At 59.4% G+C, this 12995-nt stretch carries 12 protein-coding genes and 1 tRNA gene; 6 read left to right on the plus strand and 7 right to left on the minus strand.

Features of this window, described 5'->3' with window-relative positions; all coding sequences use genetic code 11:
- The first annotated feature begins 112 nt into the window (after nucleotides 1-112).
- Complete coding sequence (locus ACQRBT_RS21975) at nucleotides 113-664, plus strand: GNAT family N-acetyltransferase (RefSeq protein WP_412046103.1); 552 nt, start codon at nucleotides 113-115, stop codon at nucleotides 662-664.
- 2 nt (nucleotides 665-666) lie between these two features.
- Here ACQRBT_RS21975 and ACQRBT_RS21980 read toward each other — a convergent pair whose 3' ends face one another.
- Nucleotides 667-1578: a LysR family transcriptional regulator gene (locus tag ACQRBT_RS21980; RefSeq protein ID WP_411984194.1), complete on the minus strand. Its 912-nt coding sequence runs from the start codon at nucleotides 1576-1578 to the stop codon at nucleotides 667-669.
- 266 nt (nucleotides 1579-1844) lie between these two features.
- Here ACQRBT_RS21980 and ACQRBT_RS21985 point away from each other — a divergent pair, with 266 nt between their 5' ends.
- Both ACQRBT_RS21985 and ACQRBT_RS21990 read left to right on the plus strand, forming a co-directional pair.
- Nucleotides 1845-3563 carry a hydrogenase maturation protein gene (locus ACQRBT_RS21985; RefSeq protein ID WP_412046102.1) on the plus strand — a complete coding sequence of 573 codons (1719 nt, stop codon included), beginning with the start codon at nucleotides 1845-1847 and terminating at the stop codon, nucleotides 3561-3563.
- Nucleotides 3564-3679: 116 nt separating this feature from the next.
- The gene (locus ACQRBT_RS21990; protein ID WP_412046101.1) at nucleotides 3680-5275 is read left to right on the plus strand and encodes a histidine kinase famiy protein; all 1596 of its coding nucleotides are present in this window, start codon (nucleotides 3680-3682) and stop codon (nucleotides 5273-5275) included.
- A 343-nt stretch (nucleotides 5276-5618) separates the two neighbouring features.
- Here the strand turns inward: ACQRBT_RS21990 and ACQRBT_RS21995 are convergent, their stop codons facing one another.
- Nucleotides 5619-5993: a hypothetical protein gene (locus ACQRBT_RS21995; RefSeq protein ID WP_412046100.1), complete on the minus strand. Its 375-nt coding sequence runs from the start codon at nucleotides 5991-5993 to the stop codon at nucleotides 5619-5621.
- Nucleotides 5994-6229: 236 nt separating this feature from the next.
- Nucleotides 6230-6316 (minus strand) — tRNA-Leu (locus ACQRBT_RS22000).
- A 211-nt stretch (nucleotides 6317-6527) separates the two neighbouring features.
- On the opposite strand from ACQRBT_RS22000, the gene ACQRBT_RS22005 reads away from it, so the two are divergent.
- Together ACQRBT_RS22005 and ACQRBT_RS22010 are read left to right on the plus strand one after the other, a co-directional pair.
- Complete coding sequence (locus tag ACQRBT_RS22005; RefSeq protein WP_412046099.1) at nucleotides 6528-7100, plus strand: hypothetical protein; 573 nt, start codon at nucleotides 6528-6530, stop codon at nucleotides 7098-7100.
- 129 nt (nucleotides 7101-7229) lie between these two features.
- A complete protein-coding gene (locus tag ACQRBT_RS22010; protein ID WP_090370920.1) occupies nucleotides 7230-7700 on the plus strand; it encodes a GFA family protein in 471 nt (156 codons plus the stop codon).
- On the opposite strand, the gene ACQRBT_RS22015 is transcribed toward ACQRBT_RS22010, so the two are convergent.
- Nucleotides 7680-8207, minus strand: a complete 528-nt coding sequence (locus tag ACQRBT_RS22015) for a DinB family protein (RefSeq protein WP_090370922.1) — start codon at nucleotides 8205-8207, stop codon at nucleotides 7680-7682. The genes ACQRBT_RS22010 and ACQRBT_RS22015 overlap by 21 nt on opposite strands.
- Nucleotides 8208-8332: 125 nt before the next feature.
- Between ACQRBT_RS22015 and ACQRBT_RS22020 the strand changes: the two genes are divergently transcribed.
- Nucleotides 8333-9031: a tellurite resistance TerB family protein gene (locus tag ACQRBT_RS22020; RefSeq protein ID WP_412046098.1), complete on the plus strand. Its 699-nt coding sequence runs from the start codon at nucleotides 8333-8335 to the stop codon at nucleotides 9029-9031.
- Here ACQRBT_RS22020 and ACQRBT_RS22025 read toward each other — a convergent pair.
- The 3 genes from ACQRBT_RS22025 to mgtA form a co-directional block, all read right to left on the minus strand.
- Complete coding sequence (locus ACQRBT_RS22025; protein ID WP_060752946.1) at nucleotides 9028-9849, minus strand: hypothetical protein; 822 nt, start codon at nucleotides 9847-9849, stop codon at nucleotides 9028-9030. The genes ACQRBT_RS22020 and ACQRBT_RS22025 overlap by 4 nt on opposite strands.
- Nucleotides 9850-9867: 18 nt before the next feature.
- Nucleotides 9868-10215 carry a DUF2493 domain-containing protein gene (locus ACQRBT_RS22030; protein WP_060752947.1) on the minus strand — a complete coding sequence of 116 codons (348 nt, stop codon included), beginning with the start codon at nucleotides 10213-10215 and terminating at the stop codon, nucleotides 9868-9870.
- 64 nt (nucleotides 10216-10279) lie between these two features.
- A complete protein-coding gene (gene mgtA / locus ACQRBT_RS22035; protein WP_244383427.1) occupies nucleotides 10280-12994 on the minus strand; it encodes a magnesium-translocating P-type ATPase in 2715 nt (904 codons plus the stop codon).
- Nucleotide 12995: the final 1 nt, after the last annotated feature.

Raw genomic sequence — 12995 nt, forward strand, 5'->3', positions numbered from 1 at the left:
GGGAACCCGTTGAGAGGCTGAAACTCCGGTTCTTGCGGTGGAACTTCAAGCGCTGTTTAATCAAGCGCACCTGTGCCCCACGTGGGCACGTTCAGATTCCGGGAGAGCATGGATGCAATCGCTGCCTGTCGCTGCGTTAATCGTTGGGGATTCACTTGAGCTGCGTCCACTGGCGCCCGGGGATTTTGACGCGCTGTATAACGTCGCATCCGACCCTTTGATCTGGGCACAGCACCCCAGCCCTACGCGTTATCAGGAAACGGTCTTTCGCGAATGGTTCAAGGAAGCCCTGACGTCGAACAGCGTGTTGGTGGTGATCGACCGTTCAAGCGGCAAGGTCGTGGGCAGTTCGCGCTATTACGAATTCAGCGAGAAGACCCGTGAGGTTGCTATCGGCTACACCTTTCTGGCCCGAGAAAAGTGGGGCGGTGGGGCGAACGCAGAACTCAAGCGCCTGATGCTCGAGCATGCCTTCCAGTGGGTCGATACGGTCTGGTTTCATATCGCGGCGCAAAATATCCGTTCGCAACGGGCCATGGAGAAAATCGGCGGGACGTTCTCCCACTCGTCGATCAAACAGCTGGCCGTCGGCACGCAGGAAAACTTCTTTTACAAGGTCGAACGCGCCACGTATGCGCGTCGGCACTCGGTAAGCGATAGCTGAACTCAGGCCGGGTTTGTCTGCTCAGCCAGCGCTAGTACCTGGCCGCGGAAAACGCTCACGATCGGGCGTAGGTCCACCTTGTGCCAGGCGGCCCAGAGCCTGACGCAGGGCCTGAACCAGTCCAGCTCGCGCAGCACCACCGTCGGGCCTGCGCTGGTGGCCAGGCTGCTTTGCACCATGGCCAGGCCAAGTCCGGCGGACACCAGCCCGAGCACGCTCAAGGGGTCGGTCGCCTCCAGCGACAGCCGTGGGACGAAGCCGGCATCGGCACACCGGGCGATGAAGTCGTCGCGTTTATTGATCGAGTCGGGTTGGCTGCCGGTGATGATCCATTCCTGCTCATGCAGGTCGGCGGGGGTGAGTTCGAGCTTGGCCGCCAGCGGGTGTTCGGTCGGGATCGCCAGCAGCATGGGGTCATTCAGCACAGGGCGGGCGAGCAGGTCGGGGTCGTTGTCCGGCGGGGGCTCGCAGACCAGCGCGATGTCCAGGCTGCGTTGGCGCAGACCTTCAAATTGCTCGCGTGGGGTCATGTTGTAGAGGGCAATATGGATCTGCGGGCGCTCGGCGCGGATCGCCCGCACCGCGCCTGGCAACACGCCGGCATGGATGGCGTGGTTGACGTAGCCGATGCACAGGCCGCCTTCCTCGCCACGCCCCAGGCGCTTGCCCAGGGACTCCAGGCGCTCGGCGTGCTTGAGCAGGCCGCGCGCCTCGGACAGGAAGGTGCGCCCGTCAGCGGTGAGGAACAGCCGCTGGTTACGCCGTTCGAACAAGGCCAGGCCCAGGTGATCTTCAAGCTGGGCGATCTGCCGGCTCAGGGGCGATTGGGAAATGTGCAGTTGTTCCGCTGCGCGGCCGACGTTTTCGCATTCCGCGACGGCGACGAAGTAGCGCAGCTGACGTAGATCTTGCATGGTAGCTCCTGGTAATTGCCTTACATTGTTACCTGGGGTTATGAACCTCGAACGCCGCCATCGTATGCTGCTGTTATAAAGACCGTCCAGGTCATAATTCGACAGACTTGAGACCTTTCGTGCATCTCTATCTTCGCTCAACCGGCTCAAGCTTGATCTCGATCAGGTGACCGCCCCGGTTCTCCCTTTAACCTGGCGTCTCCATCAAAGGCTAGGGAAGGCTGAATGAATGCCACTGGCCGCGCATTCTCAAGGAAGAGTCCGTCATGCGATCAATGAAGATCATCTTGTTGTCATCGGCGTTCAACGGTTTGACCCAGCGCGCCTGGCTGGACCTGCGCCAATCAGGTTACGACCCCAGCGTGGTGTTGTTTACGGATGAGGCCACGGTGTGCCGGCAAATCGAGGCATCGGCGGCCGATCTGGTGATCTGTCCGTTTCTCAAGGACCGCGTACCGGAGCAACTGTGGAGCAACCCGGATCGCCCGATTGTGATCATTCATCCGGGCATCGTCGGTGACCGTGGCGCCAGCGCGCTGGACTGGGCCATCACCCAGCAGGTCGGCCGTTGGGGCGTCACGGCGCTGCAGGCGGTCGAAGAAATGGATGCGGGGCCGGTCTGGTCGACGTTTGAATTCGACATGCCCGCCGATGTGCGCAAATCCGAGTTGTACAACGGTGCGGTGAGTGACGCGGCAATCTATTGCATTCGCGACGTGGTGGAAAAATTCGCCGGCGGTTTCGTCCCCACGCCGCTCGATTACACGCAACCCAGCGTCGTCGGGCGTTTGCAGCCGAATATGAAGCAGATCGACCGTGCCTTCAGCTGGCATGACTGCGCACGGTTCATCAAGCGCAGCATCGACGCCGCCGACGGGCAGCCGGGTGTGTTGGCGAGTCTCGCGGGTGGGCAGTATTACCTGTACGACGCGCACCTGGATGCGCGTTGCGGCCTGCCGGGAGAGATCCTGGCGGTTCAGGACGACGCGGTGCTGGTGGCCTCCGGCGATCGGAGCGTGTGGATCGGTTCGCTCAAACGCAAGGCCCAGCCAGGGGAGGAGACCTTCAAGCTGCCGGCACGCCAGGTGTTGGCCGGCCTGTTGAGGGATGTTCCGGTGCTGGACAGTTCAATCGCCAACCAAGGGGCTGATGAGTCGGCCTATCAACCGATTCGTTATCGCGAGTTCGGCCACGTTGGCGAACTGACGTTCGAGTTCTACAACGGCGCCATGAGCACTGAACAATGCGTGCGGCTGGTGGCTGCGCTGCGTTGGGCCAAGGCGCGGGACACCCAGGTGCTGTTGATCAAGGGCGGGCGCGGGAGCTTTTCCAACGGTGTGCATCTCAACGTCATCCAGGCTGCGCCCGTACCTGGGCTGGAGGCCTGGGCCAATATCCAGGCGATTGACGATGTGTGCCAGGAGTTGCTGACGGCCCGGCAGCTGGTGGTCAGTGGCCTGACCGGCAGCGCAGGGGCGGGCGGCGTGATGCTGGCGCTGGCGGCCGACATCGTGTTCGCCCGTGCAGGTGTCGTGTTGAACCCGCATTACAAGACCATGGGCCTCTACGGCTCCGAGTACTGGACCTACAGCCTGCCTCGCGCCGTCGGCAGTGAGCTTGCCTACAAACTTACCGAAGAGTGCCTGCCGATCAGCGCCGTGCAGGCACGGCAGTGGGGGATGGTCCAGGACATCGGCCCACGTTGCCCGCAGGAGTTCGGCCGCTGGTTGGCGCAAGAAGCGCAACGTACGGTGACTGATGGAAAGTACGCAGCGCATCGCGCACGCAAAGCCAGTATGGATCTCGCACAGATTGAGCTCTGCCGTGACCACGAACTTGCCCAGATGCAGTTGGACATGGTGCACAACCGCCAGCAGTTTGCCGAGAAGTGCCGCAACTTTGTGTTCAAGCGCAAGAGCTGCCAGACACCGCAGCGTTTGATTGCAGCATGGGCGGTATCGCGTGAGAGCGTGTTGGTCGCCTGACGGCGCCGTTGTGCTCGGCATCGTGTCGCGAGGTCGTAGGCTCAAGCACTCTGAAAAAGGGAATTTGGGCGGGACGGTACGGTCCTACGATTTCAAATGTTGCTTGGAGGCGCGCGATGCCACACAAGAACCTTCGGGTAGACGATAACGTTTCTGCAGATATTTCTGATCATCCAAAAGACATCTTTTTTGCTGCAGTCGAAACGACTCGTATGCCGATGATCGTCACCGACCCCAATGCGCCGGACAACCCGATCATCTTCGCCAACCAGGCGTTTCTGGAAATGACCGGTTACGCGCATGATGAGATCGTCGGGAAAAATTGCCGCTTTCTCCAAGGCGTCGAGACCGATAGAGAAGTGGTGAATTCCATCAGGGACGCGGTAAAAAACAAGCAGGAGTTTTCGACCGAAGTTCTTAACTATAAGAAAGATGGAAGCAGTTTCTGGAATGCGCTTTTCATCTCGCCTATTCAAAATGAAAAAGGCGATGTGATTTATTTTTTTGCATCGCAGTTAGATGTAAGCCGTCGCCGTGATGCTGAGGAAGGTTTGAGGCAGGCTCAGAAGATGGAGGCGCTGGGTCAGTTGACGGGCGGCATTGCGCATGACTTCAACAATCTGCTGCAGGTGATCGGTGGCTACGTCGACTTGATCGGCAGCGCCGTCGACAAACCTGAGCCGAGCCTGGAAAGAATCAAGAGAAGCGCCTTCCATGCCAAGTCTGCGGTGGAAAAAGCCAGCACGCTGACAAAGCAACTGTTGGCGTTTTCCCGAAAGCAGAAACTACAGGGCCGCGTCCTGAATTTAAATACGCTCGTTCACTTGGTTGAGCCTTTAATAGAGAGGACATTCGGCAACGCAGTGAAAGTGGAATCTGACCTTGATGGCTCGTTGAAAAACTGCCGGATTGATCCCACTCAGGCCGAGATGGCACTGCTCAACATTTTCATCAATGCCCGGGATGCGTTGATCGGGCGACATGAACCGAAAGTGTTCATTGAGACGCGCAATGTCCTGATCAAGGACTTGGCGACGTCCTATGACGGCTTGCTGCCGGGCGCCTACGTGAGCATCTCCGTTACCGACAACGGCGTAGGCATGTCCGCGGATATCCGTGATCGTGTGATGGACCCTTTCTTTACCACCAAGGATGAGGGCAAGGGCTCGGGCCTGGGCTTGTCGATGGTATATGGATTTGCCAAACAGTCCGGCGGGGCCGCCCGGATCTACTCGGAGGAGGGCATTGGTACGACGCTGCGTCTGTACTTTCCAGTGGACAGTGCGTCGGTATCTCCCGATGAGCTCAGGCTTAAATCCGATAACCAGGATGGCACCGAAAGGGTCCTGATTGTCGAGGACCGCCCGGATGTCGCAGAACTCGCCAAGATGGTGCTTGAGGACTACGGCTACATCACTGAAATATCGCTCAATGCGCGCGAAGCGCTGAAACGATACGAAGCGGGTGAACAGTATGACCTGCTCTTCACCGATCTGATCATGCCCGGAAGCATGAATGGGGTCATGTTGGCGAGAGAGGTCAGAAGACGCATCCCAAGCACCAAGGTGCTGCTGACCACCGGCTATGCAGAGAACTCCATCGAGCGTACGGACGTTGGCGGATCAGAGTTCGAGGTGATCTCCAAGCCGTATCTGCCACATGACCTTGCGCGTAAGGTCAGGCAGATCCTTGATTCTCCGGGGGGGCTTTAGTTTTTCGCTTCAGGTAGGCGTACGTGGCAACGACTGATCATTCTCACTCGCCTGCTGCGCCGGTAGAGAATTGGGCCTTTTCTGAAATTTGTGGTGGCAGGTCTGCCTGAACATGAGTGCCTTTCATGGCGCGTGTGTTTTTCCGGTCGGCCACCATGGGGGTGGTAGGCAGTTTCTGACGGTGCTATCACAGGCTGTAAACCTTGGTCGTCATCCAGCTCCTCAGCGTGCAAGCCGGCGGCGAAACTGGGCTCAATTGTCGAGCTTGCGCTCCGAGAGAAGATACGTCTCCAGCAAGACATTCAACGCTCCCTGTTTTCTATTGCCAAGTCACTATAGATTCTTAATTTTTAATCGTGGCACATTCTGTGACGAGCTCGCTCTCGATAGCCTCAGGGAGATTGTGCTCAACCAATCTCTTGAATCTCTGCTTTATTGCTATCACATCACTGCTGCAGCCCTTGAGGTTCGAAAGCTGAACTGCCGCGCTGTACGCCTGGTAGCAAGCATCCGTATCCCCAACGGTCTGCTTACACTGGCTGACGACCTGAAATGTTAGGTCGGGATTCGCCTTATAGCTCTGTATTTGAGGGTTTGACCTCAGTCCAATCAGAACGGAAGGTAGTAGAAAGTAATCGGCCACCGCCACGAGAAGAGCGGCGCCAAAGGCCAGCAATTTGAAGCGCATTTCCATTTTCTCTTCGATAGGCGCACGCATCATAACCGATCATCAAGTGCGTCATTATGCAGGCATACCGTCCAAGATTCCCCCACAGCCGTAGCAAGCATGGGCAGGCTCGGAGTCTAATCGGGTTAACGGTTGTTGGTTTGGGACTTAGTCGGCAGAACGCCGGGGAGGGGTGTAAATATCCAATTGCGGAACAGCTTGTAAAATTGCGGAATAAAAAAGATAAGGGCCTGCATGAAGTTCATCATGCAAGCCCTTGATATCTATGGTGCCCGAACCCGGAATCGAACCGGGACGCCCTTACGAGCGGGGGATTTTAAGTCCCATGCGTCTACCAGTTTCGCCATTCGGGCGGTAGCGCGGTGTAACAGGGTTGGGAATATATAGAGCCTGGCTCGTTGGTGCAAGGTTCTTGCCTAAAAGCCGGGTTAAAAAAGCTTGTGAGATCAGTAGTCTACAACGCCCGAGCAGACCCTTTTCGAGTTTTCTCTGGGACGGGAACAAGATTCTGAAAGCGCAGTCATAGCGATATGCCATCCCGGCATTCTGGAAAGGAATCAGTTGATGTTCAGTGCGCGTAAGCCTTCTTGGATGATTGCGGTCAGTGTAATCGGGTTGTTGGCGGTGGGTAGCGTAGGCACAGCGCAGGCGGGGGATGAGTTTGAATGGAGCGGATTCAGTTCCTCGCCGGGTGACAGGCTTGCGACCAGTTCCGCGGGGGCCGGTCAGCAGCAAGTATTGGCGGCGAGCAATTTTACGGTGAACGATATTGAGCGCTTGCAGAGCAATCAGAAAAGTCACGAGGAAGAGCTTCAGCGTTTGAAAAGCCAACTGGACGAACAGGCGCGCTATTTCGAAGAGTTCAAGCGTAAGGATGGCTCAAGCTCCAGCGCCAGTGACAGCCAGTTGGCTGATTTGAAGCACACGGTCGCGGATCAGAAGAACACCATCGACAAGCTTAAAAGCGAAGTGGAGGACCTGAAGCGCAATTCCAGCTCCAGTTCGAGTTCCAGCTCCAGTGAGCTGTCGCGGCTCAAGGACGATGCCCAGGATCAGAAACGCAGCCTTGAAGACCAGAAGCGCAGCCTTGATGATCTGAAACACACGGTCGACACCCTGGCCAGCAAGGTGAAGTGACGCCTGCCGGCGCTTGCTTCAGTCGCTGGCAATGTGCGAAGCGGCATTGCTGGCGATATGGCGTGCGGTGTTCTCAGCATTCGGTTCACGCTACCCTGTGGCGTTCACAATCATGAAAAGGAATGAATGATGAGCGTCGTACACCAGCCGCTGGAGGGCAGTTGCCGCTGTAACCGGGTGCGCTTCAGTGTCAGTTTGCCCGAGGTGATCACCATGGCCTGCCATTGCCGTGGTTGCCAGAAAATGACCTCCAGCGCGTTTTCCCTCAGCGCCTTGATTCCCGCCGCTGGGTTTACCATCACCCAAGGCTGCCCGGTCATCGGCGGGCTGCAGGGTGTGGACCGCCACTATTGCTGCCCGCATTGCATGAGTTGGCTGTTTACCCGGCCCCACGGCATCGACGAGTTCGTCAATGTGCGCGCCACGTTGCTCGATAACGCCCGCGACTATGTACCTTTCATGGAAACCTGGACCCGCGAAAAACTGCCCTGGGCCTCCACCCCCGCCGTCGAAAGCTTTGCACAATTGCCTGAACCCGAGGACTTCCCGCGCCTGTTGCAGGCTTACGCCGAGTTTGTCTCAGTCAATCAACGCCAATAGATCCGTAACACCTACGTCCACGCCTGCCTGGCTCAGCAGCGTGGTGGCCTGGCCCCGGTGATGGGTCTGGTGATTGAAAAAGTGCACCAGCAAGCCAAAGAACGGCTTGCTGGCCCCCACGCCGCGCATGTTGGAGTACTGCAGGCGATGATCCAGGTCAGGCTCGCGCAAGGTGTTGACCCAATCGAGTATCAACTGATCCAGCCAGGCGCGTCGGGCAGAAAGCTCACGAATATCGGCGAACGCCAGTTGCTTGAGGTCGGTGGGTGTTGCGATCGAACTCAAGGGTGCCAGCGCCGCAAAGCCTGCCGGGTGTTGGGCGAAGCGTTTGAGCCAGACCGTATCGCCCAGTGCAAGGTGGTTCAGGGTGCCGAGGATCGAGCCGAAGAACGCCTGCCGGTCTGCGCTCAACGCGGCGTCCGGCAATTGGCCGGCAGCAGCATAGACCTTCTGGTTCATCCACTGGTTGTAGCTCGCCATCAACGCAACGTGCTCGATACGGTTCACCTGTGTGCTCCTTCAACGGTGTAATGGCGCCATCATAAGGCGTGCCTGCTCGGCGGTCTTGGTATTCCGACAGGGGCAGGCTATGGTTGTTGAACGCCCATATTGCGCCCTGGGAGGGCGACACCATGAACACCAGCGATCTATTGGAACAACTGCTGCGCGCGGGCCAGCAAAACAGCGGTGCTTCAGGCGGTGGCCTGGGCGGCTTGGGCGGGTTGCTCGGAGGGTTACTCAACAGTACGGGCAATAGTGCTTCGGCCGGGGGCGGTTTGGGCGGATTGCTGGGTGGTCTCGGCGGTTTATTGGGCGGTGCGCCTGCGGGCGGTGCCACGCAGCAGCGCTCCGGTGGGATGAATTACGCGGCGCTGGCGTCGTTGGGGATAGCGGCTTTCCAGGCGTACCAGGCGTGGCAGCGCCAGCAGGCCAGTGCGCCGCAGCAGGCAATCCAGACGGTCGACCAACTCGACGGGGCGGATGCCGAAGCCCATAGCCATGCCGTGCTGCGCGCATTGATCGCGGCAGCCAAGGCCGATGGCAAGATCGATGAGCAAGAGCGGCAGATGATCTCAGCCGAGATTGGCCGGCATACCGATGACCCCCAGTTGCAACAATGGCTCGACGCCGAAGTCGCCAAGCCACTGAATGCCGGGGATTTTGCCGAGTATGCCGATGACCCGGCAGTGGCGTCGGAGATCTACCTGGCCAGCGTGATGCTGGTCAACGATCAACAGGAGGCGGAACGCGCTTACCTGGATGAGCTGGCCGGGCAGTTGCAAATCGACCCGCAGTTGCAACTGCACCTGGAGCAGCAGGCGAAAGCTTAAAAACGCAGGGTGGCACCCGTGGTCAACCACTGGTTGTGATCCTCGTTGAGGCTTTGCCCAACCAGCAGGTCGATGTCGATCAGCTGACCCACGTGAAAGCGCGGCCCGGCCTGCCAGGCCTGGTCGCCGCCTTCCTGGCCATAGCGCTCACCGATCAGCGTGAGTGCATCGGCTAGCTGGTACTCGAAACCTGTGCCCCACGTCAGCCGGTGCTGCTGTTCACCACCGTTATAGGCGTGGGTCCAACCGCCATTGAAGTTCAAGCGCAGTGCTTCAACGGGTTGCCAGGTCAGAGGCACGTTGAAGTCGGCGCCGTCAAAGGCATGCGCGCGGTCCAAGGCGAAGTGGCTGGTGGCGGACACCGCCAGTTGCAATCCCAGATCTTGCCGTGACCACACCTGGGCTTTGACTTGCGGGCTGACCTGCGTCTCGGCATCCCCCGCATTGCTGGCACGCGACAGCGCCGCACTCCATTGTACCGCCGGCAGCGCGCTGAACGTGCAGGCCGGGTTCAGGGTTTCGTTATGGATGTTGCCTTGGTGCCGGTTGACGCTGTACCAGGCGTCGACGTTGCAGGTGCCCGGATCATTGACCGCGCCGTCGTCGACCACGTAGGCGCCACCGGCTGCCTGGGCCTTGGAACACATCGCGATGAGCAGAACAAGGCCCAGGCTCGCGCCAATGAAGATCAGGTTGCGTTGCAGCGCGCGGCGCTTGGCCGGCGGTAACAGCAACAGCGTATGGCGAGCCCCCCGATAGTGACGTGCGCGATATTTGGCAAACCCATCCGGGCGATGAGGGGTGTGTTTTTTGTGCATGATGCACCTCGCTTGAATTCAGCTTTCTACGGTCAGCACCGAAATGCCGCTGGCTTTGGCCTGGCTGACCAGCTCCGAGGTGTCGTCACCGCCTGGCAGGGCGATGATCACGTCGGGTCGGCTGTCGGTCAGCATGAAATGATTGCGTTGGCGTTCCGCCTGTTTGCCATGGCGTTGCCAATTGCACGGGTAACGCACCACATCGATGCCCATTTCCCGCGCCCACTCCTCAATGTTGCTGCCGAGGAATTGGTTGCCGCCGTGAATCAATACCTGCATCGGGCGCAGGCGGTGGTAAGCGTCCAGCACTTGGCGGGACTTCTGGGTGTCGGCGTAATGACGACCTGCACAGATCAAGACGCGCATGTTCGAATCCTTGTGATGCGCGGTGGCGACCCTGCGGCCGCCACCGTTTAAACGGCGGGAGCGATCAGTACCACTGCTTGAAGCGGCGGATGTAGATCGTTTTCATCAATTGGGCCACGCAGCAGTAGGCGAGCAGGGTGCCGACCAGCCATGGGAAGTACGCCAGCGGCAGCGGTTGCAAGCCCACCAGGGTGCCCAGCGGCGAGAACGGCACGTAGATCCCCAGAGCGATCACCAGGCAGGTCATCATCAGCACCGGCCAGGCCGCCGTGCTCTGAAAGAACGGGATCTTGCGGGTGCGCAGCATATGCACCACCAGGGTTTGCGAGAGCAGCCCTTCGATGAACCAGCCGGACTGGAACAGGGTCTGCATTTCCACACTGTTGGCGCTGAACACGTACCACATCAGGGCAAAGGTGGTGATGTCGAAGATCGACGAGGTCGGCCCGATCCAGATCATGAAGCGGCCGATGTTTTGCGCATCCCACTTACGCGGTTTGGCCAGGTATTCCTTGTCCATCTTGTCCCACGGCAAGGCCAGCTGGGAGATGTCGTACATCAGGTTTTGCAGCAGCAGGTGGATCGCCAGCATCGGCATGAACGGAATGAACGCACTGGCTACCAGTACCGAGAACACGTTGCCGAAGTTGGAGCTGGCGGTCATGTTCAGGTACTTCATGATATTGCCGAAGGTTTCGCGGCCCTTGAGCACGCCTTCTTCCAGCACCATCAGGCTCTTTTCCAGCAGGATGATGTCCGCCGATTCCTTGGCGATATCCGTGGCGGTGTCGACCGAAATACCCACGTCGGCATCGCGCAGCGCCGGCGCATCGTTGATACCGTCGCCCAGGAAACCCACGGTATGGCCGTTGGCTTGCAGGGCCTTGAGCACCCGGGATTTCTGCAGCGGTGTCAGCTTGGCAAACACCGTGCGTTCTTCCACGCGGCGCAGCAGGGTAGCGTCGTCCATGGCTTCGATATCCACGCCCAGCAGCGGCTGGCCGGGTTCGAGGCCAACCTGGCGGCAGATCTTGGCGGTGACTACCGCGTTGTCGCCGGTGAGCACTTTGACGGCAACACCAATTTCCTGCAGTGCGGCAATGGCCGGGCCCGCGGTTTCCTTTGGCGGATCGAGGAAGGTCAGGAAGCCCTGGATCACCAGGTTGCGCTCATCGGCAGGGGTGTACTGTTGGCGCGCCAGGGATTGGGGAATGTTGCGCGTTGCGACCACCAGTACGCGGAAACCATCCTCGTTGTAGTCGTTGGCCAGCGCCAGCAACTCTTCACGGCGGCGCTCATCCAGCGGCACGGCATCGCTGCCTTCCATCACGTGGGTGGAAATGCTCAGCATCTCTTCCACGGCGCCCTTGCACACCAGCAGCTGATCGCCGGCAGCATCCTTGACGACGATCGACAGGCGGCGGCGTACAAAGTCGAACGGCAATTCATCCACTTTGCTGTAGGCAAATGGCACCTGGAACTTGGGGTTCTGCTCCGAGAACTGCACCACGGCCTGGTCCATCAGGTTCTTCATGCCGCTCTGGTGGAAGCTGTTGAGCCAGGCCAGCGACAGCACCGCATCGTCACGTTGGCCAAAGGCATTGACGTGGTGTTCGAGGATGATTTTGTCCTGGGTCAGGGTGCCGGTCTTGTCGGTGCACAGCACATCCATCGAACCGAAGTTCTGGATCGCATTCAGGCGCTTGACCACTACTTTGCGCTTGGCCATGGCGGTGGCGCCCTTGGCCAGGTTGGCGCTGACGATCATCGGCAGCATTTCCGGGGTGAGGCCCACAGCAACCGCCAGGGCGAACAGGAACGCATCGCCCCAATCACCTTTGGAGAAACCGTTGAGCAGGAACACGATCGGCACCATCACCAGCATGAAGCGGATCAGCAGCCAGCTGACGCTGTTCACCCCACGGTCGAAGGCGGTTTGCACACGGGAGCCGACGATCGCTTTGGCCAGGGAACCGAAGTAGGTGCGCGGCCCGGTGGCGACCACCACGGCCTTGGCCCGGCCGCTGACCACGTTGGTGCCCATGAAGCAGATGTTCGGCAGGTCCAGCAGGTTGCCCTGGTCGGCCGCCAACGAGGACGCCGACTTTTGCGTCACATCACCCAGGGTGTCGTACTTCTCGACCGGCAAGGCTTCGCCGGTCAGCACCGCCTGGCTGATAAACAGGTCACGGGATTCGATCAGGCGGATATCCGCCGGGATCATGTCGCCGGCCGACAACTGCACGATATCGCCGGCCACCAGTTCACGCATCGGCACTTCGCGCAGGCTGGGCTGGGCGCCCACTTGCTCGCGGCGCAGCACGGTGGCGGTGGTGCGGACCATCGCCTTGAGCGCTTCGGCGGACTTGGCCGAGCGGTGTTCCTGCCAGAAGCGCAACAGGCTGCTGAGCAACACCATGGTCATGATGATGATGACCTTGGTCGGGTCGGCCTCTTCGCCGTCCCGCATCGGCAGCCAGCAGTCGGTGACAAAGCTGATGCCGCCCAGGGTCAGCAGGACATAGATAAAAGGGTTGTTCAGTGCCTGCAGGAACTGGACGATGGCGTGAGGCGGCTTGTCATGGGCCACCTCGTTATAGCCTTCGCGCTGTAGACGTGCCGAGGCATCCAGTTCGGTCAGGCCGTCCTGGGTCGCCCGTACATTGGCGAGGGTGGCCGACAGGCCGTTCTGGGCTTCGCGGGCGGCACGCATCGACAGTTTGGTGTCGCTTGCAGTGCCATTTTTCTTGTGCAGAGGCGTGTTTTTTACGGCGCTCATT

It is taken from the genome of Pseudomonas sp. R19M (genome assembly GCF_050312585.1).
Classification (GTDB): Bacteria; Pseudomonadota; Gammaproteobacteria; order Pseudomonadales; family Pseudomonadaceae; genus Aquipseudomonas; species Aquipseudomonas palleroniana.

Excerpts from the sequence above, each read along its gene's own strand:
- ACQRBT_RS22020 (WP_412046098.1), top strand. The coding sequence starts at position 8,333 with ATGAACACCAGCGATCTATTGGAACAACTGCTGCGCGCGGGCCAGCAA.
- mgtA (WP_244383427.1), bottom strand. The coding sequence starts at position 12,994 with ATGAGCGCCGTAAAAAACACGCCTCTGCACAAGAAAAATGGCACTGCA.
- ACQRBT_RS22005 (WP_412046099.1), top strand. The coding sequence starts at position 6,528 with ATGTTCAGTGCGCGTAAGCCTTCTTGGATGATTGCGGTCAGTGTAATC.
- ACQRBT_RS21980 (WP_411984194.1), bottom strand. The coding sequence starts at position 1,578 with ATGCAAGATCTACGTCAGCTGCGCTACTTCGTCGCCGTCGCGGAATGC.
- ACQRBT_RS22025 (WP_060752946.1), bottom strand. The coding sequence starts at position 9,849 with ATGCACAAAAAACACACCCCTCATCGCCCGGATGGGTTTGCCAAATAT.
- ACQRBT_RS21990 (WP_412046101.1), top strand. The coding sequence starts at position 3,680 with ATGCCACACAAGAACCTTCGGGTAGACGATAACGTTTCTGCAGATATT.
- ACQRBT_RS21985 (WP_412046102.1), top strand. The coding sequence starts at position 1,845 with ATGCGATCAATGAAGATCATCTTGTTGTCATCGGCGTTCAACGGTTTG.
- ACQRBT_RS21995 (WP_412046100.1), bottom strand. The coding sequence starts at position 5,993 with ATGCGTGCGCCTATCGAAGAGAAAATGGAAATGCGCTTCAAATTGCTG.
- ACQRBT_RS22010 (WP_090370920.1), top strand. The coding sequence starts at position 7,230 with ATGAGCGTCGTACACCAGCCGCTGGAGGGCAGTTGCCGCTGTAACCGG.
- ACQRBT_RS21975 (WP_412046103.1), top strand. The coding sequence starts at position 113 with ATGCAATCGCTGCCTGTCGCTGCGTTAATCGTTGGGGATTCACTTGAG.
- ACQRBT_RS22030 (WP_060752947.1), bottom strand. The coding sequence starts at position 10,215 with ATGCGCGTCTTGATCTGTGCAGGTCGTCATTACGCCGACACCCAGAAG.